Raw genomic sequence first — 21,988 nt, 5'->3', positions numbered from 1 at the left:
TCGGCGTCCGGCCCCCATTTTCTTTCGCAGCAAGCACAGAATAGGCGTCGCGGCCGTTGCGTCGCGCACAGTCATGTCAGCCATAGAAATCCGTCACGTCAAGAAGCGCTACAAGTCGCTTCAGGCGCTCAAGGGCGTCAGCCTGTCGGTCGAGGAAGGCGAGTTTTTCGGTCTGCTCGGCCCCAACGGCGCAGGCAAGACCACGCTCATCAGTATCCTCGCCGGGCTCGCCCGGGCCGACGAAGGCAGTATCTCGGTGCGCGGTCACGACGTCGTCCAGGACTTCCGCAACGCGCGCCGCGCCCTCGGCGTCGTTCCGCAGGAACTCGTTTTCGACCCGTTCTTCACCGTCCGCGAGACGCTGCGGATCCAGTCCGGCTATTTCGGGCTGCGCCGCAACGACGACTGGATCGACGAAGTGATGGCCAATCTCGATCTGACCGAGAAAGCCGACGCGAACATGCGTGCGCTGTCGGGCGGGATGAAGCGCCGCGTGCTCGTCGCGCAGGCGCTCGTGCACCGGCCGCCCGTGATCGTGCTCGACGAGCCGACCGCCGGCGTCGACGTCGAATTGCGCCAGACGCTGTGGAAATTCATCTCGCGCCTGAACCGCGAGGGTCACACGATCGTGCTGACCACCCATTACCTCGAGGAAGCCGAGTCGCTGTGCGACCGTATCGCGATGCTGCGCCGGGGCGAAGTCGTCGCGCTCGACCGCACCGACGCGCTGCTGCGCCGCTTCGCGGGGCTGCAGCTGTACCTGCGGCTCGCGACGGGCGCGCTGCCGGCCGAGCTGCGCGGGCTGGAGACCGATCCGGCCGCGCGCGCGCCGGGCGAGCACCTGCTGCGCCTCGCGAGCTACGACGAGGTCGAGCGTATCCTCGCGCAATGCCGCGCGGCCGGCTGCACGTTCGACGAGATCGAGGTCCGCAAGGCCGACCTCGAGGATGTGTTCGTCCAGGTGATGAACGGGGCCGAGGTGATCGAGGGTCTGGCATGAATCAACACTCCCCACGCGAACTGCGTTCGCTGCCGCTCGAAGGGGCGGCCCGGCGCGTGCCGGGAAGCGGGTTTCGGACGCTGTTCTACAAGGAACTGCTGCGTTTCTGGAAGGTGTCGTTCCAGACGGTGCTCGCGCCGATCGTCACGGCGTTGCTGTACCTGACGATCTTCGGCCACGCGCTGTCGGGCCGCGTCGAGGTGTATCCGGGCGTCGAGTACGTGAGCTTTCTCGTGCCGGGCCTCGTGATGATGAGCGTGCTGCAGAACGCGTTCGCGAACAGCTCGTCGTCGCTGATCCAGTCGAAGATCACCGGCAACCTCGTGTTCATGCTGCTGCCGCCGCTGTCGTACCGCGACATCTTCGGCGCCTACGTGCTCGCGTCCGTCGTGCGCGGGCTCGCGGTCGGCACCGGCGTGTTCGTCGTGACGATCTGGTTTATCCCGATGCACTTCGCGGCGCCGCTGTTCATCATGGCATTCGCGCTGCTCGGCTCGGCGATCCTCGGCACGCTCGGCCTGATCGCCGGGATCTGGGCCGAGAAGTTCGACCAGCTCGCCGCGTTCCAGAACTTCCTGATCATGCCGCTGACGTTCCTGTCCGGCGTGTTCTATTCGACGCATTCGCTGCCGCCCGTGTGGCGCGAGGTGTCGCGTCTCAACCCGTTTTTCTACATGATCGACGGCTTCCGTTTCGGGTTCTTCGGCGCGTCCGACATCAACCCGTTCGCGAGCCTCGCGATCGTCACCGGTTTCTTCGTGCTGCTCGCGCTGATCGCGATGCGGCTGCTCGCGACCGGCTACAAACTGCGTCATTGATATCGACAGGCCGCGGCCGCCCCACGGGCGGCGCGCGCCGACAGGAGCCTTACACCATGTTGCCGACTCCCGAACAGGTCAAGCAATACATCGCCGGCGGTCTCGCCTGCACGCATCTGGAAGTCGAAGGCGACGGCCAGCATTTCTTCGCGACGATCGTGTCGGCGGCCTTCGAAGGCAAGCGGCCGATCCAGCGGCACCAGCTCGTCTATGCGGCGCTCGGCGATCGCATGAAGCAGGAAATTCACGCGCTCAGCATGAAGACGCTGACGCCCGCCGAATGGCAGAACGCATAAACGGAAATCACTGAGTGCAAGTCACCGTCAACGAGCGCGACGCCGTCCAGAGCGTCGCCACGGCACACCCGGCCGCCAACGGGGAATCGCAGGGACAGGGGATGGACAAACTCGCGATCGAAGGCGGCAACCGCCTGTCCGGCGAGATCGTCGTGTCGGGCGCGAAGAACGCCGCGCTGCCGATCCTGTGCGCGGGGCTGCTCAGCGCCGAGCCGGTCGAGCTCGACAACGTGCCGAACCTGAAGGACGTGCGCACGACGCTGAAGGTGCTGAACCAGATGGGCGTGAAGAGCGAGACCGACGGCTGCCGCGTGCAGCTCGACGCGTCGCGCGTCGACAACCTCGTCGCGCCGTACGAGCTCGTGAAGACGATGCGCGCGTCGATCCTCGTGCTCGGGCCGCTGCTCGCGCGCTTCGGCGAGGCGAAGGTGTCGCTGCCGGGCGGCTGCGCGATCGGCGCGCGGCCGGTCGACCAGCACATCAAGGGCCTGCAGGCGATGGGCGCGGAAATCAGCATCGAGCACGGCTTCATCGAAGCGCGCGCGAAGCGCCTGAAGGGCGCGCGCATCGTGACCGACATGATCACGGTGACGGGGACGGAAAACCTGCTGATGGCCGCGACGCTCGCCGACGGCGAGACGGTGATCGAAAACGCCGCGCGCGAGCCGGAAGTGAGCGATCTCGCACACTTGCTGGTCGCGATGGGCGCGAAAATCGACGGCATCGGCACCGACCGCCTCGTGATCCAGGGCGTCGAGCGGCTGCACGGCGCGCGCCATGCGGTGATCCCCGACCGTATCGAGGCCGGCACGTTCCTGTGCGCGGTCGCGGCCGCCGGCGGCGACGTGATGCTGACGGGCGTGCGCCCGCACATCCTCGACGCGGTGATCGACAAGCTGCGCGAAGCCGGCGTGTCGATCGAGGAAGGCGACAGCTGGCTGCGCGTGAAGATGGACCGCCGCCCGCAGGCGGTGACGATCCGCACGTCGGAATACCCGGCGTTCCCGACCGACATGCAGGCGCAGTTCATGGCCCTCAATACGGTCGCGACGGGCACCGCGCAGGTCGTCGAAACCATTTTCGAGAACCGCTTCATGCACGTGCAGGAGCTGAACCGGCTCGGCGCGAACATCACGATCGACGGCAACACGGCGCTCGTGACGGGCGTCGACAAGCTGTCGGGCGCGAACGTGATGGCGACCGACCTGCGTGCATCGGCGAGCCTCGTGATCGCCGGGCTGCGCGCCGACGGCGAAACGCTCGTCGACCGCATCTATCACCTGGACCGCGGCTACGACCGCATGGAAGCCAAACTGACCGCCGTCGGCGCGAACGTGCGCCGCCTTTCCGGGAGCCAAGCATGAGCGCGCCGCTGACCCTCGCCCTGTCGAAGGGCCGGATTTTCGAGGAAACCCTGCCGCTGCTGGCCGCCGCCGGCGTGCAGGTGGCCGAGGATCCGGAAACGTCGCGCAAGCTGATCCTGCCGACGACCGATCCGAACCTGCGCGTGATCATCGTCCGCGCGAGCGACGTGCCGACCTACGTGGAATACGGCGCGGCCGATTTCGGCGTGGCCGGCAAGGACGTGCTGGTCGAGCACGGCGGCTCGGGCCTGTACCAGCCGATCGATCTGAACATTGCGCGCTGCCGGATGTCGGTGGCCGTGCCGGCCGGCTTCGACTACGCGAACGCGGTGCGCCAGGGCGCGCGCCTGCGGGTCGCGACCAAATACGTCGAAACGGCGCGCGAACACTTTGCCGCGAAGGGCGTGCACGTCGACCTGATCAAGCTGTACGGCTCGATGGAGCTCGCGCCGCTGGTCGGCCTGGCCGACGCGATTGTCGACCTCGTCAGCTCGGGCGGCACGCTGAAGGCGAACAATCTGGTCGAGGTCGAGGAGATCATGGCGATCTCGTCGCGCCTCGTCGTGAACCAGGCCGCGCTGAAGTTGAAGCGCGCGGCGCTCAAGCCGATCCTCGACGCGTTCGAACGCGCGTCGCAGAATGGCGGTTGAGCGCATCACCGTAACGGAACTCCCATGTCCATCACCATCCGCAAGCTCGATTCGACGAACGAAGGCTTCGGCGCCGCGCTGCGCGCCGTGCTCGCGTTCGAGGCGAGCGAAGACGAAGCGATCGAGCAATCGGTCGCGAAGATCCTCGCCGACGTGAAGTCGCGCGGCGACGCCGCGGTGCTCGAGTACACGAACCGCTTCGACCGGCTGAGCGCGACGAGCGTCGGCGCGCTCGAACTGCCGCAGGACGCGCTGCAGACGGCGCTCGACGGCCTCGCGCCGAAGGCGCGCGCGGCGCTGGAAGCCGCCGCCGCCCGCGTGCGCGCGTACCACGAGAAGCAGAAGATCGAGTGCGGCACGCATAGCTGGCAGTACACGGAAAGCGACGGCACGGTGCTCGGCCAGAAAGTCACGCCGCTCGACCGCGTCGGCCTGTACGTGCCGGGCGGCAAGGCCGCGTATCCGTCGTCGGTGCTGATGAACGCGATTCCGGCGCGCGTCGCCGGCGTCGGCGAAATCGTGATGGTCGTGCCGACGCCGGACGGCGTGAAGAACGACCTCGTGCTGGCCGCGGCGCTGCTCGGCGGCGTCGATCGCGTGTTCACGATCGGCGGCGCGCAGGCGGTCGGCGCGCTCGCGTACGGCACGCAGACGGTGCCGACCGTCGACAAGATCTGCGGCCCCGGCAACGCGTACGTCGCGTCGGCGAAGCGCCGCGTGTTCGGCACGGTCGGCATCGACATGATCGCCGGGCCGTCGGAAATCCTCGTGCTGTGCGACGGGACGACCGATCCGAACTGGGTCGCGATGGACCTGTTCTCGCAGGCCGAGCACGACGAACTCGCGCAATCGATCCTGCTGTGCCCCGACGGCGCGTTCCTCGAGCGCGTCGAGAAGGCGATCGACGAGCTGCTGCCGACCATGCCGCGCCAGGACGTGATCCGTGCGTCGCTCGAAGGCCGCGGCGCGCTGATCAAGGTGCGCGACATGGCCGAGGCGTGCCGGATCGCGAACGACATCGCGCCGGAACACCTCGAAATCTCGGCGCTGGAGCCGCAGCAATGGGGCCAGCAGATCCGCCACGCGGGCGCGATCTTCCTCGGCCGCTACACGAGCGAGAGCCTCGGCGACTACTGCGCGGGCCCGAACCACGTGCTGCCGACGTCGCGCACCGCGCGCTTCTCGTCGCCGCTCGGCGTGTACGACTTCATCAAGCGCTCGAGCCTGATCGAGGTCAGCGCGGAAGGCGCGCAGACGCTCGGCGAGATCGCGTCCGAGCTCGCGTACGGCGAAGGGCTGCAGGCGCACGCGAGGAGCGCCGAGTTCCGGATGAAGGGCTGAGCGCGCAGGGTGCGCGGGGCCGGGCAGGCGCCGATGCGCCGCGCCGGCCGCCCCCGGATCGGGGCAGGGGACCAGTGCAGGGCGGCAGCCGCCGCCTTGCCGACCATTTGACGCCGGCGCGATGCACGCCGGCTTGAAACCATGACGACGCCACAAGACATCATCCGCCGCGACGTGCTCGCGATGACCAGCTATCCGGTGCCGGACGCGAGCGGGTTCGTGAAGCTCGACGCGATGGAGAACCCGTATCCGCTGCCCGAACCGCTCGCCGCGGCGCTCGGCGAGCGGCTCGCGCAGGTCGCGCTGAACCGCTATCCGGCGCCGCGCCCGGCCGCGCTGCTCGACAAGCTGCGCCATGCGATGGGCGTGCCGGCCGGCTGCGACGTGCTGCTCGGCAACGGCTCCGACGAAATCATCAGCATGATCTCGGTCGCGTGCGCGAAGCCGGGCGCGAAGGTGCTCGCACCGGTGCCGGGCTTCGTGATGTACGAACTGTCGGCGAAGTTCGCGCAACTCGAATTCGTCGGCGTGCCGCTGAAGGCCGACCTGACGCTCGACGCCGACGCGCTGCTCGCGGCGATCGCCGAGCACCGGCCTGCGATCGTCTATCTCGCGTATCCGAACAACCCGACCGGCACCCTGTACGACGATGCCGACGTCGAACGGATCGTCGCGGCCGCGCGGCACAGCCTGATCGTGATCGACGAGGCGTACCAGCCGTTCGCCGAGCGCTCGTGGCTGCCGCGCGCCGCCGAGTTCGACAACGTCGTCGTGATGCGCACGGTGTCGAAGCTCGGCCTCGCGGGCATCCGCCTCGGCTATCTCGTCGGCTCGCCCGCGTGGCTGAACGAATTCGACAAGGTGCGACCGCCGTACAACATCAACGTGCTGACCCAGGCGACCGCCGATTTCCTGCTCGACCACCTCGACGTGCTCGACGCGCAGGCGGCCGAATTGCGCGCGGAACGCGCGCGCCTCGCGCAGGCGGTGGCCGCGCTGCCGGGCGCGACGGTGTTCCCGAGTGCCGGCAATTTCCTGCTGGTGCGCGTGCCGGACGCGGCTGCCGTGTTCGATGCGCTGCTCACCGAGCGGGTGCTGGTCAAAAACGTGAGTAAAATGCATCCGTTACTGGCCGAATGCGTGCGGCTGACCGTCGGTTCTCCCGACGAAAACGCTCGCCTCCTGGCCGCCTTGAAACTCGCGCTGCCCGGTTGAGCCCAGGGCGCGGCGGCGCGCGACGATCAATCCCCATTTACATCAGACTCAATCAAGGAATTGCCATGCGTGTGGCGGAAGTCGTTCGCAATACCAGCGAAACGCAGATCCGTGTGAAGCTCGATCTCGACGGCACCGGCCAGCAGAAGCTGGCCACCGGTGTGCCGTTTCTCGACCATATGCTCGACCAGATCGCGCGACACGGTCTGGTCGATCTCGAGGTCGAAGCGCACGGCGACACGCATATTGACGATCACCACACGGTCGAGGATGTCGGCATCACGCTCGGTCAGGCCGTCGCGAAGGCGATCGGCGACCGCAAGGGCATCCGCCGCTACGGCCACTCGTACGTGCCGCTCGACGAGGCGCTGTCGCGCGTCGTGATCGACTTCTCCGGCCGGCCGGGCCTCGAATTCCACGTGCCGTTCACGCGCGCGCGGATCGGCACGTTCGACGTCGACCTGTCGATCGAATTCTTCCGCGGGTTCGTGAACCACGCGGGCGTCACGCTGCACATCGACAACCTGCGCGGGATCAACGCGCATCATCAGCTCGAGACGGTGTTCAAGGCCTTCGGCCGTGCGCTGCGCGCGGCGGTGGAGCTCGACGAGCGCGCGGCGGGGCAGATTCCGTCGACCAAAGGCAGCCTCTGAACCTCCGGACGGACGACGCCAAAGACAACCTCACGGCTTCGGCGCGGCGCGCCGGCTTGCGATGGATCTGCTCAAATCGTTCATCTCGCTGCTCGCGCTGATCAATCCGGTCGGCGCGGTGCCGTTCTTCCTGAGCCTGACGGCGCAGCAGACGGACGGCGAGCGGCGGCGCACGATCCGGATCGCATCGGTGTCGGTGTTCTGCGTGATGACGGTGACCGCGCTGCTCGGGCAGCAGATCATCAACTTCTTCGGCATTTCGGTCGGGTCGCTCGAGGTGGGCGGCGGGATCATCATGCTGCTGATGGCGATCAACATGCTGAACGCGCAGATCGGCAACACGCGATCCACGCCGGAGGAGCGCCACGAAGCCGAGCTGAAGGACAACATCGCGGTCGTGCCGCTGGCGATTCCGCTGCTCACGGGCCCCGGCTCGATCAGCACGGTGATCATCTACGCGGCGAACGCGCATCACTGGTATGAGCGGGCCGGGCTGGTCGCGATCGGCGCGGTCCTGGCTGTTCTGTGTTTCGTCGCGATGCGGCTCGCCGAGCCGATCGCGACCTGGATCGGCCGCACCGGCATCAACATCGCCACGCGGCTGATGGGTCTGATGCTGTCGGCGCTGGCGGTGGAATTCATCGTCGATGGACTGAGGGCGCTACTGCCTGCACTGAGATGAAAACTTCGATTGCGATTGTGGATTATGGGATGGGCAACCTGCGCTCGGTCGCGCAGGCGCTCAAGAAGGCCGAACCGGCCGCCGACGTGGCGATCGTCGACACGCCGGCCGCGATTCGCGCGGCCGACCGCGTCGTGCTGCCCGGCCAGGGCGCGATGCCCGACTGCATGCGTTGCCTCGGCGAATCGGGACTGCAGGAAGCGGTGATCGATGCATCGCGCACGAAGCCGCTGCTCGGCGTGTGCGTCGGCGAGCAGATGCTGTTCGACTGGAGCGCGGAAGGCGACACGAAGGGCCTGGGCCTGTTGCCCGGCAAGGTCGTGCGTTTCGAGCTGGACGGCCGGCTGCAGGACGACGGCTCGCGCTTCAAGGTGCCGCAGATGGGCTGGAACCGCGTGCGCCAGGCGCAGCCGCACCCGCTGTGGGACGGCGTGCCCGACGACGCGTATTTCTACTTCGTGCACAGCTACTACGTGACGCCGGACAACCCGGCGCACACGGTAGGCGAAACGGCTTACGGCGCGCCGTTTACGTCCGCGGTCGCGCGGGACAACCTCTTCGCGACCCAATTTCACCCGGAGAAAAGCGCGGAGGTCGGGTTGCGTCTGTATCGCAACTTCGTGCACTGGAAACCGTAAAACGTGGTGCGCGAGCCACAGTCGACCTGGCCGAACGGCCTGTCGCACGTGGCACGCTCGCTTAAGCGCCGAAAGAGTTGTACTAAACTAGCGAGACGGCGCGGCACCGGTTTGGCCGGTACGCGCCGGATTCTTTTCATTTTCCACGACGACACCCGATTGCTATGTTGCTGATTCCGGCCATCGATCTCAAAGACGGTCAGTGTGTGCGCCTGAAACAGGGCGATATGGACCAGGCCACGATTTTCTCCGAGGACCCGGCGGCGATGGCCCGCAAGTGGGTCGACCTCGGCGCACGGCGGCTCCATCTCGTCGACCTGAACGGCGCATTCGCCGGCAAGCCGAAGAATCTCGACGCGATCGAAGCGATCCTCGACGAAGTCGGCGACGAAATCCCCGTACAGCTCGGCGGCGGCATCCGCAGCCTCGAGACGATCGAGAAGTATCTCGACGCCGGCCTGTCCTACGTGATCATCGGCACCGCGGCCGTGAAGAATCCGGGCTTCCTGCAGGACGCGTGCACCGCGTTCTCCGGCAACATCATCGTCGGGCTGGACGCGAAGGACGGCAAGGTCGCGACCGACGGCTGGAGCAAGCTGACGGGCCACGAGGTGATCGATCTCGCGAAGAAGTTCGAGGACTACGGCGTCGAATCGATCGTCTACACGGACATCGGCCGCGACGGGATGCTGCAGGGCATCAACATCGACGCGACCGTGAAGCTCGCGCAGGCGGTCGGCATCCCGGTGATCGCGAGCGGCGGCCTGTCGAACCTCACGGACATCGAGAGCCTGTGCGAAGTGGAAGAGCACGGCGTCGAAGGCGTGATCTGCGGCCGGGCGATCTACTCCGGCGATCTCGATTTCGCGGCCGCGCAAAAGCGCGCGGACGAACTGAACGGCGAACTCGACAACGCGTAACCGCGGTCGTCCCGTTCGCCGGGGCTGCCCGCGGGCAGCCCCGCCGGAAGCCTCGCGCGAGGCTTCCGTAACCGGCCGTCCCAGCGCGGCATTTGGCGCAACATCATGGCTCTAGCTAAACGCATCATCCCCTGCCTGGACGTGACCGCCGGGCGTGTCGTCAAGGGCGTCAACTTCGTCGAGCTGCGCGACGCCGGCGACCCCGTCGAAATCGCCCGTCGCTACGACGACCAGGGTGCCGACGAACTCACCTTCCTCGACATCACCGCGACCTCCGACCAGCGCGACCTGATCCTGCCGATCATCGAAGCCGTCGCGTCGCAGGTATTCATTCCGCTGACCGTCGGCGGCGGCGTGCGCGCCGTCGAGGACGTGCGGCGCCTGCTGAACGCGGGCGCGGACAAGGTCAGCATGAACTCGTCGGCGGTCGCGAATCCGCAGCTCGTGCGCGACGCGGCCGACAAGTACGGCTCGCAGTGCATCGTCGTCGCGATCGACGCGAAGCGCGTATCGGCCGACGGCGAGACGCCGCGCTGGGAAGTGTTCACGCACGGCGGCCGCAAGAACACGGGCCTCGACGCGATCGAATGGGCGCGCAAGATGGCCGAGCTCGGCGCGGGCGAGATCCTGCTCACGAGCATGGACCGCGACGGCACGAAGTCGGGCTTCGACCTCGCGCTCACGCGCGGCGTGTCGGACGCGGTGCCGGTGCCGGTGATCGCATCGGGCGGCGTCGGCTGCCTGCAGGATCTCGCGGACGGCATCAAGGACGGCCGCGCCGACGCGGTGCTGGCCGCGAGCATCTTCCACTACGGCGAGCACACGGTCGGCGAGGCGAAGCGCTTCATGGCCGATCAGGGCATCCCGGTGAGGCTGTGATGAATACCGAAACGAAATCCCTGCCCGCGTGGCTCGACAAGGTCCGCTGGGACGACAACGGCCTCGTGCCGGTGATCGCGCAGGAAGCGTCGACGAACGACGTGCTGATGTTCGCGTGGATGAACCGCGAGGCGCTCGCGAAGACGGTCGAGACCCGGCGCGCGGTCTACTATTCGCGTTCGCGCAAGCGCCTGTGGTTCAAGGGCGAGGAGTCGGGCCACGTGCAGCACGTGCACGAGGTGCGGCTCGACTGCGACGAGGACGTCGTGCTGCTGAAGGTCGAGCAGGTGTCGGGCATCGCGTGCCACACCGGCCGGCATTCGTGCTTCTTCCAGAAATTCGAAGGTACGGTGGACAGCGGCGACTGGGTCGCGGTCGAGCCGGTGCTGAAAGACCCCGAACACATCTACAAATGACGCAATCGACCGAAGACACGCTGCTGCGCCTCGCGGCCGTGATCGATAGCCGCAAGGGCGGCGATCCCGATCAATCGTACGTGTCGCGCCTGTTCCACAAGGGCGACGACGCGGTGCTGAAGAAAATCGGCGAAGAGGCGACGGAAGTCGTGCTCGCCGCGAAGGACGTGCGCCAGGGCGGCGCGCCGGGCGCGCTCGTCGGCGAGGTGGCCGACCTGTGGTTCCACTGCCTCGTGATGCTGTCGCATTTCGACCTGAGCCCGGCCGACGTGATCGCCGAACTCGAGCGCCGCGAAGGCTTGTCGGGCATCGAGGAAAAAGCGCTGCGCAAGCGTCGCGAGCGCGAGGAAAACGGCGGGTGACGGGCAGGCCCCGCCGCGGTGGCAACAGTGCGGTAAGCTGTAAGAATTGTCATCCAACGGGGGTAGCATCATGAACGATACGTCGAACCAGTTTCCGACGCCGGCGGTGCCGGGCGCAGCGGATGCCGAACGCCTGAACGGGCTGCGCACGCTCACGCACGTGCTCTACGGCCTCTATGCATTTCACTGGCTGACGGGCGGCGTGACGGGCATCATTGCGATCATCATCAACTACGTGAAGCGCGGCGATGTGGCCGGTACGCCGTACGCCGATCACTTCGAGTGGCAGATCCGCACGTTCTGGCGCGCGCTGATCGCGTACGTGATCGGGTTCGCGCTGGCCTTCGTGGTGATCGGATTCGCGGTGATGTTTGTCACATGGATCTGGACGCTGTACCGTATCATCAAGGGTTGGCTGTACCTGAACGACAACAAGACGCTCGATCCGCAGGCGTGGTTCTGACCGGCCGCGGGCGGGCGTTTGCAGGAGCAACATGAGTCACGATCCGAATTGCCTGTTCTGCAAGATCGCGGCAGGCGAGATCCCGAGCACGAAGGTGCACGAGGACGACGAATTCGTCGCGTTCCGCGACATCCGCCCGGCGGCCGACACGCACGTGCTCGTGATTCCGCGCCGGCACCTGCCGACGCTGTCGGCGGCAGGTGAGGCCGATGCGCCGATGCTCGGCCGGCTGATGCTGCTCGTCGCGCGTCTGGCCGACCAGCTCGGCGTCGCGTATACGGGCGGCGAAACGGGTTTTCGCACGGTGATCAACACGGGCCCGGGCGGCGGGCAGGAGGTCTACCACCTGCACGCGCATATCCTGGCCGGCCCGCGCCCGTGGCAGCGAATGGGTTGACGACGCGGGGCGTTTCCCCGCATCCGATAGTCGAAGCCGGCGCGTCGCCGGCGATTTGCGCCGCATGGCGGCGTGGTTGAGGAGAGGTTTCATCATGGGTGGATTGAGCATTTGGCACTGGCTGATCGTGCTGCTGATCGTCGCGCTGGTTTTCGGGACGAAGAAGCTGCGCAACATCGGCAACGACCTCGGCAGCGCCGTCAAGGGTTTCAAGGACGGCATGAAGGAAGGCGAAACGCCGGCGGATGCGCAGCAGCTGCCGCGTTCGGGCGCGGTCGACGTCAACGCGAAGGAAACGACGCGTTCCGATTCGAACAAGGCGTAACGCCGGCACGCTGACAGGCATTCTCGATGCTGGATCTCGGTCTTTCGAAGATGGCGCTGATCGGCGTCGTCGCGCTCGTGGTGCTCGGCCCCGAGCGCCTGCCGCGCGTCGCGCGTACGGCAGGCGCGCTGTTCGGCCGCGCGCAGCGGTACATCAACGACGTGAAGGCCGAGGTCTCGCGCGAAATCGAACTCGACGCGCTGCGGACGATGAAGACCGATTTCGAATCGGCCGCGCGCAATGTCGAGACGACGATTCACGACAACCTGCGCGAGCACGAGAAGGAACTGAACGACACGTGGCATTCCGCGGTCGGCGGTCTTGACGGGGCGTCCGGCGACGCCGGTTCCGTCGGTTCCGCGGGTTCCGACACGCCCGCGGCGCCGTCGTGGCGAGGCAGTTCGACCGCGCTTGCGCCGAAGCGTCGCAACTGGCGCATCAAGCAGGCGGCGACACCTGTCTGGTACAAGCGCGCGACCACCCGCCGCACGCACGTGCAGTCGGGCGCCGCGCGTGTCGCGCGCCACCAGCCGGCCAGCCTGCGCCGGCCGACGCGCTTCTTCTGAGTCGAGCGCATGCTCGCTTGTCAATCCTACCGAGGGCCGGTGTGAGCGACCCCCAGCAGAACCCGGGCGACGCCCCGGAAGAAACCTTCATTTCCCATCTCGTCGAGCTTCGCGATCGCATCATTCGCGCGGGGCTGGCCGTGATCGTCGTGTTCGTCGGGCTCGTCTACTGGGCGCCGGACATCTTCAAGCTGCTCGCGCGGCCGCTGATGGACAACCTGCCGAAAGACGGCAAGATGATCGTCACCGACGTCACCGGCTCGTTCTTCGTGCCGATGAAGGTCACGATGCTCGTCGCGCTCGTGATCGCGCTGCCGATCGTGCTGTACCAGATCTGGGCGTTCGTCGCGCCGGGGCTGTACCAGCACGAGAAGAAGCTCGTCGCGCCGCTCGTCGGCAGCAGCTACTTCCTGTTCCTGTGCGGGATGGCGTTCGCGTACTTCCTCGTGTTTCCGACGATCTTCCGGGTGATGGCGCACTACAACGCGCCGCTCGGGGCCGAGATGACGACCGACATCGACAACTACCTGAGCTTCGTGCTGGGGATGTTCATCGCGTTCGGGGTCACGTTCGAGGTGCCGATCGTCGTCGTGCTGCTCGTCCGCATGGGCGTGCTGTCCCTGAAGAAGCTGAAGGAGATGCGGCCGTACGTGATCGTCGGCGCATTCGTGGTCGCGGCGGTCGTCACGCCGCCGGACGTGTTCTCGCAACTGATGCTCGCGCTGCCGCTGATCGTGCTGTTCGAGATCGGGCTGCTGGCCGCGCGGTTCTTCGTACCGAAGAAGCCGGTGGAAGAGGGCGAGGCAGGCAACGGCGAAGCCGCGAGTTGACCGCGCCGCCGCGTGGCGCTGCGGCCAGGTCGGCGTGGGCCCGGTACCGCGGTTGGCCGCCGGCCGGTGCGTGGCATAGCCATCTTCCCGGCACCAGGCATCGTTTGAAGCAAGGTAAAAGGGCAGCCGGCCGGCTGCCCTTTTTCAATTCCGCATCGCGTCTGACCGGCAGGCGGCGTGCCGCCCGCCGACCGTCATTCGCTGTCGCTGTCCTGCTCGTCGAGTGCCTGTTTCGGCGGTGGCGGGCGCTTGCCGATCACGACGTTCACGTCGAACTGCTTGCCCTTGCGCACGACGTGCACCTTGGTGGGCGTGCCCGGCTTGATCTGCGCGACGACGTTCAGCAGCTTCGTCGTGTCGGTGATGTCCTCGCCGTTGACGCTCACCAGGATGTCGCCCGGCCGGATGCCGGCCTTGTCGGCCGGGCCGCCCTGCAGCACGCCCGCGACGATCGCGCCCGATTTCTGCTGGAGCCCGAACGACTCGGCGATTTCCGGCGTGACGTCCTGCGGCTCGACGCCGATCCAGCCGCGCGTGACCGAGCCCGTGGTGATGATGCTTTCGAGCACCGTGCGCGCGGTCGAGACCGGAATCGCGAAACCGATGCCGAGCGAGCCGCCGGAGCGCGAGTAGATCGCCGTGTTGATGCCGAGCAGGTTGCCGTTCACGTCGACCAGCGCGCCGCCGGAGTTGCCGGGGTTGATCGGCGCGTCGGTCTGGATGAAGTTCTCGAACGTGTTGATGCCGAGGTGGTTGCGGCCGAGCGCGCTGATGATGCCCATCGTGACCGTCTGGCCGACCCCGAACGGGTTGCCGATCGCGAGCACGACGTCGCCGACGCGCGACTGGTCGGAGCGCCCGAGCGTGATCGTCGGCAGGTTCGTCATGTTGATCTTCAGCACCGCGAGGTCGGTTTCGGGATCGCTGCCGATCACCTTCGCGGTGGCCGTGCGGCCGTCGGCGAGCGCGACTTCGATCTGGTCGGCGCCGTCCACGACGTGCTGGTTCGTTAGAATGTAACCTTCAGGGCTCACGATGACGCCCGAGCCGAGGTTGGCGGCCGGCTCGTCCTGCTGCTTGCGGGCGTTGCGGTCGCCGAAGAAGTAACGGAACAGCGGATCCTTCGCGCGCGGGTCGGGCGGCAGCGAGCCGTCCTTGCTGGAGAACACGTTGACGACGGCCGGCATCGCCTTCTGCGCGGCTTCGGCATACGACGTGGTTGCCGGTGCGCCGCCGATGCCCGGCGCGACTTCGCGCAGCGCGACGATCGGCGTGGCGAGCTGCTTGCCGAGCTGTCCTTGCCGTTGCAGCCATTGCGGCTTGAGCGTCACGACGATGAACATCAGCGCGAGCAGTACGGTCACCGCCTGCGCGAAGAACAGCCAGAAGCGTCTAAGCATCTGAATGGATTAGAGGTTTATATGGATCGGATCGAACTCGAATTGTACTTGAACAATACCCTTGAAACCGCGCGCTTCAAGGACTATTGCCCGAACGGCCTGCAGGTCGAGGGGCGCCGCAAGATCGAGAAGATCGCCACCGGCGTGACGGCGTCGGTCGCGCTCCTCGAAGCCGCGCTCGAATGGGGCGCGGATGCCGTGCTCGTCCATCACGGCTATTTCTGGCGCAACGAGGCGCCGCAGATCACCGGCCGCAAGTATCAGCGCCTGAAACTGCTGCTCGCGAACGACCTGAACCTGTTCGCGTTTCACCTGCCGCTCGACGCGCACCCCGAATTCGGCAACAACGCGCAGCTCGGCGAGAAGCTCGGGCTGATCGGCGAGCAGCGTTTCGGCGAAGGCGATCTCGGCTGGATGGCGACGCTGCCGATGCCCGTCACGCTCGAGCACTTCGTCGCGAAGGTCGAGCACACGCTCGGCCGCACGCCGCTCGTGCTCGGCGATCCGGACACGCAGGTGCGCCGCATCGCGTGGTGCACGGGCGCCGCGCAGAGCTATTTCGATGCGGCGATCGACGCCGGGGCGGACGTGTTCCTGACCGGCGAGGTATCCGAGTCGACCACGCACGCGGCGGCGGAAAGCGGTGTCGCGTTCGTTGCGGCGGGGCACCATGCGACCGAACGCTACGGAATCCAGGCGCTGGGGCGCCACTTGTCCGAGGAATTCGATCTCGAACACCTTTTTATCGATATTCATAATCCGGTCTGAGCGCCGGATTTGCGGCGGTGCATCGAAATTTCGCAATGTAGCATTCGCTTAAAAGCGAAATGATTTAATTGCTCCGATAGTGGGGGATAACCCTTAACTATCAAACACTTCGAAGGGATTTTCATCTCCGGGCCTTGTAAATGACGACTCCATTCGAGCAAACTAGCGGCGGAATGGAAAGTCGTGACGGAAAATCCAACTCAGAAGTGGGGCGTGTGATGCGAGACAAGGAAGAGAAACGCGTCGACAGCGGCCGCCGTACCTGGCTGATTGCGACATCCGTAGCAGGTGGCGTAGGAGGCGTCGCCACCGTCATACCTTTCGCGGCGTCGCTTGCGCCGTCCGCGAAAGCAAAAGCGGCCGGTGCGCCGGTCGAGGTCGACATCAGCGGCCTGAAGCCCGGCGAAATGGTCACCGTGCCGTGGCGCGGCAAACCCGTCTGGATCCTGAATCGCACCGATTCGATGCTGGCCGACGTCGTCAAGGCCGACAAGGAAGTGGCCGATCCGGCCACGAAATCCCCGTATTCGATGCCGTTGCCCGCGTATTGCGCGAACGAATATCGGTCGCGGGCCGATCGCAAGAACATTCTCGTCGTGATGGCCGTGTGTACGCACCTCGGCTGCACGCCTAGCCAACGCTTCACGCCGGGTCCGCAGCCGAACCTGCCGGACGACTGGCCGGGCGGTTTCCTGTGCCCGTGCCATGGTTCGACCTACGACCTCGCCGGCCGCGTGTTCAAGAACAAGCCGGCGCCTCAGAATCTCGACATCCCGCCCTACATGTTCACGTCGGCGACGACCCTCGTGATCGGCAAGGACGAGAAAGGAGAAGCGTGATGGCCGCCGACAACAACGAAGTCTCCACGACAGGTTTCACCGGCTGGATCGACCAGCGCTTCCCGTTCACGTCCACCTGGAAGAAGCACGTATCCGAGTACTACGCGCCGAAGAACTTCAACTTCTGGTACTTCTTCGGCTCCCTCGCGCTGCTGGTGCTCGTCAACCAGATCGTCACCGGCATCTTCCTGACGATGAACTACAAGCCCGACTCGATGCTCGCGTTCGCGTCGGTCGAGTACATCATGCGCGAGGTGCCGTGGGGCTGGCTGATCCGCTACATGCACTCCACCGGTGCATCGATGTTCTTCGTGGTCGTGTACCTGCACATGTTCCGCGGGCTGCTGTACGGCTCCTACCGCAAGCCGCGCGAGCTCGTCTGGATCTTCGGCTGCGCGATCTTCCTGTGCCTGATGGCCGAGGCATTCTTCGGCTACCTGCTGCCGTGGGGCCAGATGTCGTTCTGGGGCGCGCAGGTGATCGTGAACCTGTTCTCGGCGATTCCGTTCGTCGGCCCGGACCTGTCGCTGTGGATTCGCGGCGACTACGTCGTGTCCGACGTCACGCTGAACCGCTTCTTCGCATTCCACGTGATCGCGATTCCGCTCGTGCTGGTCGGCCTCGTGATCGCGCACCTCGTGGCGCTGCACGAAGTCGGGTCGAACAACCCGGACGGCATCGAGATCAAGGCGAAGAAGGACGAGAACGGCATCCCGCTCGACGGCATCCCGTTCCACCCGTACTACTCGGTGCACGATTTCCTCGGCGTGTGCGTGTTCCTGATGGTGTTCGCGCTGATCGTGTTCTTCTCGCCGGAGATGGGCGGCTACTTCCTCGAGGCGAACAACTTCGTCCCGGCGAACCCGCTGCAGACACCGCCGGAGATCGCGCCGGTCTGGTACTTCACCGCGTTCTACGCGATGCTGCGCGCGACCACCGACCCGTTCAAGATCGTGCTGATGATCGTGATCGCGCTGCTCGGCGTGCTCGCGCTGATCCGCGCGCGCGGCAAGTGGAAGATCGGGCTGCCGGTGCTGGCCGCCGCGATCGTCGTGTTCATGTACCTGACGGAGTCGAAGTTCTGGGGCGTCGTCGTGATGGGCGCGGCGGTGATCACGCTGTTCTTCCTGCCGTGGCTCGACCGCAGCCCGGTGAAGTCGATCCGCTACCGGCCGCTGTTCCACAAGGTGTTCCTCGGGATCTTCGTCGCGGCGTTCCTGACCCTCGCGTTCCTCGGCACGCGGCCGCCATCGCCGGCGGCGACGCTAATCGCGCAGGCCTGTGCGTTGATCTATTTCGCGTTCTTCCTCGGCATGCCCGTCTGGACGCCGCTTGGCACGTTCAAGCAGCCGCCGGAACGGGTGCGCTTCAAGCCCCATTAACGTGAGCGAGGAGAGAACGACATGAAGAAACTGCTTTCGACACTCGCGCTGATCGGGGCGACCGCGTGTGCGCTGCTGGCGGCGCCGGCCGTGCGGGCGGAGGGTAATTTTCCGCTCGACCGGGCGCCCGATAACACGGAAAATCTCGTTTCGCTTCAGCACGGCGCGCAATTGTTTGTAAACTATTGCCTGAACTGCCACAGCGCGAACCTGATGCGCTACAACCGTCTGACGGATCTGGGCATATCCCAGAAGGAGATCGAAAAGAATCTCCTGTTCACGACCGACAAGGTCGGGAACACGATGTCCGTCGCGATGCGGCCCGACGACGCGAAGAACTGGCTCGGCACCACGCCGCCCGACCTGTCGGTCGAGGAGCGTGCACGCGGCCGCGACTGGCTGTACACGTATCTGCGCAGTTTCTACCGCGACGATACGCGGCCGACCGGCTGGAACAACGCGGTGTTCGAGAACGTTGGCATGCCCCATGTGTTGTGGCAGTTGCAGGGGCAGCGCGTAGCCAAATTCGAAGACAAGACGGACGAGGAGACGGGCGAGAAGGCCCACGTGCTCGTCGGCTTCCAGCAGGTCACGCCGGGCACGCTTTCGTCGCCTGACTATGACGCTGCGGTGGCCGACCTGGTGGCCTATATGACATGGATGTCCGAGCCGGCCCAGCAGACCCGCAAGCGCCTTGGCGTGTGGGTGCTGATCTTTCTCGGTGTCCTGACTTTCCTGGCCTGGCGGCTGAATGCCGCGTACTGGAAAGATATCAAGTAAACACGCCTGACCGGCGTGGGGCCGGCGCAAGGCGGAACCCGTGAAAGGGGTTGCGCCGCGTGCCGGCCCTCGGCTTTTTTGAGGAAACGCAAATATGATGGTTCTGTATTCCGGCACAACTTGCCCGTTCTCCCAGCGTTGCCGGCTGGTGCTGTTCGAGAAGGGCATGGACTTCGAAATCCGCGACGTCGACCTGTTCAACAAGCCGGAAGACATTTCGGTGATGAACCCGTACGGTCAGGTGCCGATCCTCGTCGAGCGCGACCTGATCCTGTACGAATCGAACATCATCAACGAGTACATCGACGAGCGCTTCCCGCATCCGCAACTGATGCCGGCCGACCCGGTGCAGCGCGCCCGCGCGCGTCTGTTCCTGCTCAACTTCGAGAAGGAACTGTTCGTCCACGTCAGCACGCTCGAGAACGAGAAGGGCAAGGCGGCGGAGAAGAACCACGAGAAGGCACGCCTCGCGATCCGCGATCGCCTGACGCAGCTCGCGCCGATCTTCGTGAAGAACAAGTACATGCTCGGCGAAGAGTTCTCGATGCTCGACGTCGCGATCGCGCCGCTGCTGTGGCGCCTGGATCACTACGGCATCGAGCTGTCGAAGAACGCCGCGCCGCTGATGAAGTATGCCGAACGGATCTTCAGCCGTCCGGCCTACATCGAAGCACTGACGCCGTCCGAAAAGGTCATGCGTCGCTAATGTTGCAATGAAGGCATGACGGAGCGGTGGCGCGGCGTGCCGCGCGCCCGCTCCGGGTTCGAGGATTGTGATGCAAGAGATTTCAACGAAGCCGTATCTGCTGCGCGCGTTGTACGAGTGGTGCACCGATAACGGTTACACGCCGCATATCGCGGTGAGGGTCGACAACTCGACGCGCGTGCCGCGTCAGTTCGTGCGTGACGGCGAGATCGTGCTCAACATCAGCTTCGAGGCGACGAGCCAGTTGCAGATGGGCAACGAGTGGATCGAGTTCACGGCCCGGTTCTCCGGGAAGGCGCACAAGATCGAGATTCCGGTGGCCAACGTGCTCGCGATCTATGCGCGCGAGAACGGGCAGGGCATGGCGTTCCAGGTCGATGCGGTCGCGGGCGAAGGCGAGGATTCGGGCGCGTTCGACGATGACGCCGCGTCGGCCGATGATGCGCCGCGTGACGAGTCCGTATCGCCGTTGGCGCCCGTCGCCGACAGCGGCGCGAACGAGGAACCGTCCGAAGGCGCCGACGAACCGCCGAAAACCGACGGCGACGGCTCGAAAGGCGGGAGCAGACCTCGCCTCAAGATCGTGAAATGAGGTAGAATCTCGCGCTACGCCGGCTTAGCTCATCTGGTAGAGCAGTTGATTTGTAATCATCAGGTGGCGGGTTCGAGTCCTGCAGCCGGCACCAAACACTAGTTTCAAGTAGTACCCGGAAGTCCCAAAACCCGCGTCCAGCCTAGCGCTGACGCGGGTTTTTTGTTTCAGGACGTCCCGTGAGGGGCCGGGGCATCCCCAAAATTTGGGGGTAAGATTCGGGGTATGACTTCCGGGATTTGGGGGTATGCCGTACCCCCGACGAACAATGAAAACCAAACCTCTTACCGACGCCAAGTGCCGCAACGCTAGATTCGATGAGGCCGGGGGAAACAAACTCTTCGACGGCGGCGGCCTGTATCTCGATCTGCGCTCCAGTGGTTCGAAGAAATGGCGGCTCAAATACCGGTTCAATGGCAAAGAAAACCTGCTGACGTTCGGCGACTATCCCTCGACGTCGCTCGCTGATGCTCGGTTGAGGCGTGACGAAGCGAAGCGGCTGTTAGCGGAAGGGAAGAACCCTGCGTTCGAGCGTGACGTCGAGAAGCAGACGCGCGCCATTGCCGCACAGAACACCTTCGAGGCCGTCGCGCTGGAGTGGTACGAGGCGCAGCAAGCGACATGGAGCGCTTCGCACGCGAACCGAGTCAAGAAGCAGCTCGATCGCGAGGTGTTTCCCCTGATCGGCCAGCGCCCGATTTCTTCGATCGGCGCCCCGGATTTGCTCGCGGTCATTCGACGAATCGAAGGACGAGAGGCGTTCGAGACGGCGCGCAAGACGTTGCAGACATGCGGCCAAGTCTTTCGCTATGCCGTTGCAACGAGCCGTGCCGAGCGAGATCCGTCGCCGGACCTGCGAGGCGCATTGAAGGCGGTGCCCGTCAAGCATATGGCGCGAGTCGGCGAAAGCGAGCTGCCGGAGTTGCTTCGCTCGATCGCTTCCTATGAAGGCGAGCCCGAGACCCGGCTCGCTTTGCGATTCCTGGCATTGACGTTCGTTCGCACCATCGAGCTGCGGCAGGCCGAGTGGACGGAGATCGACTTGGAGCGCCGAGAGTGGCGCATTCCGGCCGAGAAGATGAAGATGCGCCGCGTGCATATCGTGCCGCTCGCCGAGCAGACGATCGCGCTGCTTTCCGAGCTGCGCGCGCTGACGGGCCATCGTCGCTGGCTGTTCCCGAACAGCCGCAGACCGTTGCAGCAGATGAGCGAGAACACGATCCTGTACGCGCTATATCGGATGGGCTATCGCAGTCGCATGACCGGGCACGGGTTCCGTGGTCTTGCCTCAACGATCTTGAACGAGAAGGGCTTCAATTCCGACTGGATCGAGCGTCAGCTCGCGCACTCCGAGCAGGACGGTGTGCGGGCGGCATACAACCACGCCGAGTATCTGTCCGAGCGCCATCGCATGATGCAGTGGTGGGCGGACTATCTCGACAAACAGGGTGGGGCGAAGATCATCCCGATCGCGGCTGCAAGATAGACCCGTGCCACCACGCGTATGACCCCCTTGCCGCGCACCTCCCACCGATTTTTCAGAGTTGGCATCGCTCTGCCGGCTCCATGCATCTCGGTATGAATATGACCCCCCTTAGGCGCGCCGGAAGTAGGAAAAACACGCGGGTGTGAGCCCCCGCGTCTTTGGCCTAGACGCAGGGTCCCCCGCATTCCGGCCACCCCGACACTTGCGGCCGGCGCAACAA

27 protein-coding genes and 1 tRNA gene are annotated in these 21,988 nt (G+C 65.5%); 27 read left to right on the top strand and 1 reads right to left on the bottom strand.

The features are described from left to right. Positions 1–73: 73 nt before the first annotated feature. The 19 genes from C5F75_RS17185 (at position 74) to tatC (ending at position 13,815) form a co-directional block, all read left to right on the top strand. Positions 74–1,000, top strand: coding sequence for an ABC transporter ATP-binding protein (locus C5F75_RS17185; RefSeq protein ID WP_011694114.1), 927 nt, complete (start codon positions 74–76; stop codon positions 998–1,000). Continuing rightward, positions 997–1,818 carry an ABC transporter permease gene (locus C5F75_RS17180; protein ID WP_226094291.1) on the top strand — a complete coding sequence of 274 codons (822 nt, stop codon included), beginning with the start codon at positions 997–999 and terminating at the stop codon, positions 1,816–1,818. The genes C5F75_RS17185 and C5F75_RS17180 overlap by 4 nt, the downstream gene beginning before the upstream one ends. A 56-nt stretch (positions 1,819–1,874) precedes the next feature. Then, entirely contained in the window at positions 1,875–2,114 is a 240-nt protein-coding gene (locus C5F75_RS17175) for a BolA family protein (protein WP_006477131.1), read from the top strand. Between the two features lie 14 nt (positions 2,115–2,128). Continuing rightward, positions 2,129–3,478, top strand: a complete 1,350-nt coding sequence (gene murA / locus C5F75_RS17170; RefSeq protein WP_059640178.1) for a UDP-N-acetylglucosamine 1-carboxyvinyltransferase — start codon at positions 2,129–2,131, stop codon at positions 3,476–3,478. Beyond that, complete coding sequence (gene hisG / locus C5F75_RS17165; RefSeq protein ID WP_034209773.1) at positions 3,475–4,128, top strand: ATP phosphoribosyltransferase; 654 nt, start codon at positions 3,475–3,477, stop codon at positions 4,126–4,128. Before murA ends, hisG begins: the two co-directional genes overlap by 4 nt. A gap of 24 nt (positions 4,129–4,152) precedes the next feature. Next, the gene (gene hisD / locus C5F75_RS17160; protein ID WP_104012475.1) at positions 4,153–5,469 is read left to right on the top strand and encodes a histidinol dehydrogenase; all 1,317 of its coding nucleotides are present in this window, start codon (positions 4,153–4,155) and stop codon (positions 5,467–5,469) included. 141 nt (positions 5,470–5,610) lie between these two features. Further along, the gene (gene hisC / locus C5F75_RS17155) at positions 5,611–6,684 is read left to right on the top strand and encodes a histidinol-phosphate transaminase (protein ID WP_059577259.1); all 1,074 of its coding nucleotides are present in this window, start codon (positions 5,611–5,613) and stop codon (positions 6,682–6,684) included. 65 nt (positions 6,685–6,749) lie between these two features. Then, complete coding sequence (gene hisB, locus C5F75_RS17150; RefSeq protein WP_006477126.1) at positions 6,750–7,337, top strand: imidazoleglycerol-phosphate dehydratase HisB; 588 nt, start codon at positions 6,750–6,752, stop codon at positions 7,335–7,337. Between the two features lie 61 nt (positions 7,338–7,398). Next, positions 7,399–8,019, top strand: coding sequence for a MarC family protein (locus C5F75_RS17145; RefSeq protein ID WP_060315496.1), 621 nt, complete (start codon positions 7,399–7,401; stop codon positions 8,017–8,019). After that, on the top strand, positions 8,016–8,657 hold the full coding sequence (gene hisH, locus C5F75_RS17140; RefSeq protein WP_059577249.1) for an imidazole glycerol phosphate synthase subunit HisH: 642 nt from the start codon (positions 8,016–8,018) through the stop codon (positions 8,655–8,657). The genes C5F75_RS17145 and hisH overlap by 4 nt, the downstream gene beginning before the upstream one ends. 164 nt (positions 8,658–8,821) lie before the next feature. Continuing rightward, positions 8,822–9,577 (top strand): 1-(5-phosphoribosyl)-5-[(5-phosphoribosylamino)methylideneamino]imidazole-4-carboxamide isomerase, encoded by a 756-nt coding sequence (gene hisA, locus C5F75_RS17135; protein ID WP_059577248.1) that lies wholly within the window; start codon positions 8,822–8,824, stop codon positions 9,575–9,577. 105 nt (positions 9,578–9,682) lie between these two features. Beyond that, complete coding sequence (hisF, locus tag C5F75_RS17130) at positions 9,683–10,456, top strand: imidazole glycerol phosphate synthase subunit HisF (protein WP_039366643.1); 774 nt, start codon at positions 9,683–9,685, stop codon at positions 10,454–10,456. Continuing rightward, positions 10,456–10,872: a phosphoribosyl-AMP cyclohydrolase gene (gene hisI / locus C5F75_RS17125; RefSeq protein WP_059577245.1), complete on the top strand. Its 417-nt coding sequence runs from the start codon at positions 10,456–10,458 to the stop codon at positions 10,870–10,872. Before hisF ends, hisI begins: the two co-directional genes overlap by 1 nt. After that, positions 10,869–11,234, top strand: coding sequence for a phosphoribosyl-ATP diphosphatase (locus tag C5F75_RS17120; protein ID WP_027783358.1), 366 nt, complete (start codon positions 10,869–10,871; stop codon positions 11,232–11,234). Before hisI ends, C5F75_RS17120 begins: the two co-directional genes overlap by 4 nt. A gap of 70 nt (positions 11,235–11,304) precedes the next feature. Further along, the gene (locus C5F75_RS17115; RefSeq protein WP_059236499.1) at positions 11,305–11,697 is read left to right on the top strand and encodes a DUF4870 family protein; all 393 of its coding nucleotides are present in this window, start codon (positions 11,305–11,307) and stop codon (positions 11,695–11,697) included. 31 nt (positions 11,698–11,728) lie between these two features. Beyond that, positions 11,729–12,094 carry a histidine triad nucleotide-binding protein gene (locus C5F75_RS17110; protein ID WP_027783360.1) on the top strand — a complete coding sequence of 122 codons (366 nt, stop codon included), beginning with the start codon at positions 11,729–11,731 and terminating at the stop codon, positions 12,092–12,094. Between the two features lie 94 nt (positions 12,095–12,188). Further along, entirely contained in the window at positions 12,189–12,419 is a 231-nt protein-coding gene (gene tatA / locus C5F75_RS17105; RefSeq protein WP_006477115.1) for a Sec-independent protein translocase subunit TatA, read from the top strand. 26 nt (positions 12,420–12,445) lie between these two features. Continuing rightward, complete coding sequence (gene tatB / locus C5F75_RS17100) at positions 12,446–12,985, top strand: Sec-independent protein translocase protein TatB (RefSeq protein ID WP_059577243.1); 540 nt, start codon at positions 12,446–12,448, stop codon at positions 12,983–12,985. A gap of 41 nt (positions 12,986–13,026) precedes the next feature. Continuing rightward, the gene (tatC, locus tag C5F75_RS17095) at positions 13,027–13,815 is read left to right on the top strand and encodes a twin-arginine translocase subunit TatC (RefSeq protein ID WP_059577240.1); all 789 of its coding nucleotides are present in this window, start codon (positions 13,027–13,029) and stop codon (positions 13,813–13,815) included. A 194-nt stretch (positions 13,816–14,009) separates the two neighbouring features. Here the strand turns inward: tatC and C5F75_RS17090 are convergent, their stop codons facing one another. After that, complete coding sequence (locus C5F75_RS17090; protein WP_059577237.1) at positions 14,010–15,215, bottom strand: S1C family serine protease; 1,206 nt, start codon at positions 15,213–15,215, stop codon at positions 14,010–14,012. Between the two features lie 21 nt (positions 15,216–15,236). Between C5F75_RS17090 and C5F75_RS17085 the strand changes: the two genes are divergently transcribed. The 8 genes from C5F75_RS17085 to C5F75_RS17045 all read left to right on the top strand — a co-directional run bounded on the left by C5F75_RS17085 (position 15,237) and on the right by C5F75_RS17045 (position 21,768). Further along, positions 15,237–15,983, top strand: a complete 747-nt coding sequence (locus tag C5F75_RS17085) for a Nif3-like dinuclear metal center hexameric protein (protein WP_104012474.1) — start codon at positions 15,237–15,239, stop codon at positions 15,981–15,983. Between the two features lie 218 nt (positions 15,984–16,201). After that, positions 16,202–16,822 carry a ubiquinol-cytochrome c reductase iron-sulfur subunit gene (gene petA, locus C5F75_RS17080; protein WP_006491868.1) on the top strand — a complete coding sequence of 207 codons (621 nt, stop codon included), beginning with the start codon at positions 16,202–16,204 and terminating at the stop codon, positions 16,820–16,822. Next, positions 16,822–18,204 carry a cytochrome b gene (locus C5F75_RS17075; protein ID WP_059577232.1) on the top strand — a complete coding sequence of 461 codons (1,383 nt, stop codon included), beginning with the start codon at positions 16,822–16,824 and terminating at the stop codon, positions 18,202–18,204. The genes petA and C5F75_RS17075 overlap by 1 nt, the downstream gene beginning before the upstream one ends. Before the next feature lie 21 nt (positions 18,205–18,225). Next, positions 18,226–18,984: a cytochrome c1 gene (locus tag C5F75_RS17070; protein ID WP_060009428.1), complete on the top strand. Its 759-nt coding sequence runs from the start codon at positions 18,226–18,228 to the stop codon at positions 18,982–18,984. 94 nt (positions 18,985–19,078) lie between these two features. Beyond that, on the top strand, positions 19,079–19,690 hold the full coding sequence (locus C5F75_RS17065) for a glutathione S-transferase N-terminal domain-containing protein (protein WP_006400565.1): 612 nt from the start codon (positions 19,079–19,081) through the stop codon (positions 19,688–19,690). Between the two features lie 70 nt (positions 19,691–19,760). After that, complete coding sequence (locus tag C5F75_RS17060; RefSeq protein ID WP_059640166.1) at positions 19,761–20,282, top strand: ClpXP protease specificity-enhancing factor; 522 nt, start codon at positions 19,761–19,763, stop codon at positions 20,280–20,282. 18 nt (positions 20,283–20,300) lie between these two features. Next, positions 20,301–20,376, top strand: a tRNA-Thr gene (locus C5F75_RS17055). A gap of 174 nt (positions 20,377–20,550) precedes the next feature. Beyond that, a complete protein-coding gene (locus C5F75_RS17045; protein ID WP_104012473.1) occupies positions 20,551–21,768 on the top strand; it encodes a tyrosine-type recombinase/integrase in 1,218 nt (405 codons plus the stop codon). The last annotated feature ends 220 nt before the right edge of the window (positions 21,769–21,988 follow it).

This window comes from Burkholderia anthinoferrum, from assembly GCF_002925705.1.
GTDB lineage: Bacteria > Pseudomonadota > Gammaproteobacteria > Burkholderiales > Burkholderiaceae > Burkholderia > Burkholderia semiarida.
Note: the sequence above shows the minus strand (reverse complement) of the source record. Positions and strands in the feature narration are given on the sequence as shown.

What these genes read in the sequence shown, in the direction of transcription:
- C5F75_RS17185 (WP_011694114.1), top strand. Translation starts at nt 74, where the DNA reads ATGTCAGCCATAGAAATCCGTCACGTCAAGAAGCGCTACAAGTCGCTT.
- C5F75_RS17180 (WP_226094291.1), top strand. Translation starts at nt 997, where the DNA reads ATGAATCAACACTCCCCACGCGAACTGCGTTCGCTGCCGCTCGAAGGG.
- C5F75_RS17175 (WP_006477131.1), top strand. Translation starts at nt 1,875, where the DNA reads ATGTTGCCGACTCCCGAACAGGTCAAGCAATACATCGCCGGCGGTCTC.
- hisG (WP_034209773.1), top strand. Translation starts at nt 3,475, where the DNA reads ATGAGCGCGCCGCTGACCCTCGCCCTGTCGAAGGGCCGGATTTTCGAG.
- hisD (WP_104012475.1), top strand. Translation starts at nt 4,153, where the DNA reads ATGTCCATCACCATCCGCAAGCTCGATTCGACGAACGAAGGCTTCGGC.
- hisC (WP_059577259.1), top strand. Translation starts at nt 5,611, where the DNA reads ATGACGACGCCACAAGACATCATCCGCCGCGACGTGCTCGCGATGACC.
- hisB (WP_006477126.1), top strand. Translation starts at nt 6,750, where the DNA reads ATGCGTGTGGCGGAAGTCGTTCGCAATACCAGCGAAACGCAGATCCGT.
- C5F75_RS17145 (WP_060315496.1), top strand. Translation starts at nt 7,399, where the DNA reads ATGGATCTGCTCAAATCGTTCATCTCGCTGCTCGCGCTGATCAATCCG.
- hisH (WP_059577249.1), top strand. Translation starts at nt 8,016, where the DNA reads ATGAAAACTTCGATTGCGATTGTGGATTATGGGATGGGCAACCTGCGC.
- hisA (WP_059577248.1), top strand. Translation starts at nt 8,822, where the DNA reads ATGTTGCTGATTCCGGCCATCGATCTCAAAGACGGTCAGTGTGTGCGC.
- hisF (WP_039366643.1), top strand. Translation starts at nt 9,683, where the DNA reads ATGGCTCTAGCTAAACGCATCATCCCCTGCCTGGACGTGACCGCCGGG.
- hisI (WP_059577245.1), top strand. Translation starts at nt 10,456, where the DNA reads ATGAATACCGAAACGAAATCCCTGCCCGCGTGGCTCGACAAGGTCCGC.
- C5F75_RS17120 (WP_027783358.1), top strand. Translation starts at nt 10,869, where the DNA reads ATGACGCAATCGACCGAAGACACGCTGCTGCGCCTCGCGGCCGTGATC.
- C5F75_RS17115 (WP_059236499.1), top strand. Translation starts at nt 11,305, where the DNA reads ATGAACGATACGTCGAACCAGTTTCCGACGCCGGCGGTGCCGGGCGCA.
- C5F75_RS17110 (WP_027783360.1), top strand. Translation starts at nt 11,729, where the DNA reads ATGAGTCACGATCCGAATTGCCTGTTCTGCAAGATCGCGGCAGGCGAG.
- tatA (WP_006477115.1), top strand. Translation starts at nt 12,189, where the DNA reads ATGGGTGGATTGAGCATTTGGCACTGGCTGATCGTGCTGCTGATCGTC.
- tatB (WP_059577243.1), top strand. Translation starts at nt 12,446, where the DNA reads ATGCTGGATCTCGGTCTTTCGAAGATGGCGCTGATCGGCGTCGTCGCG.
- C5F75_RS17090 (WP_059577237.1), bottom strand. Translation starts at nt 15,215, where the DNA reads ATGCTTAGACGCTTCTGGCTGTTCTTCGCGCAGGCGGTGACCGTACTG.
- C5F75_RS17085 (WP_104012474.1), top strand. Translation starts at nt 15,237, where the DNA reads ATGGATCGGATCGAACTCGAATTGTACTTGAACAATACCCTTGAAACC.
- petA (WP_006491868.1), top strand. Translation starts at nt 16,202, where the DNA reads ATGCGAGACAAGGAAGAGAAACGCGTCGACAGCGGCCGCCGTACCTGG.
- C5F75_RS17075 (WP_059577232.1), top strand. Translation starts at nt 16,822, where the DNA reads ATGGCCGCCGACAACAACGAAGTCTCCACGACAGGTTTCACCGGCTGG.
- C5F75_RS17070 (WP_060009428.1), top strand. Translation starts at nt 18,226, where the DNA reads ATGAAGAAACTGCTTTCGACACTCGCGCTGATCGGGGCGACCGCGTGT.
- C5F75_RS17065 (WP_006400565.1), top strand. Translation starts at nt 19,079, where the DNA reads ATGATGGTTCTGTATTCCGGCACAACTTGCCCGTTCTCCCAGCGTTGC.
- C5F75_RS17060 (WP_059640166.1), top strand. Translation starts at nt 19,761, where the DNA reads ATGCAAGAGATTTCAACGAAGCCGTATCTGCTGCGCGCGTTGTACGAG.
- C5F75_RS17045 (WP_104012473.1), top strand. Translation starts at nt 20,551, where the DNA reads ATGAAAACCAAACCTCTTACCGACGCCAAGTGCCGCAACGCTAGATTC.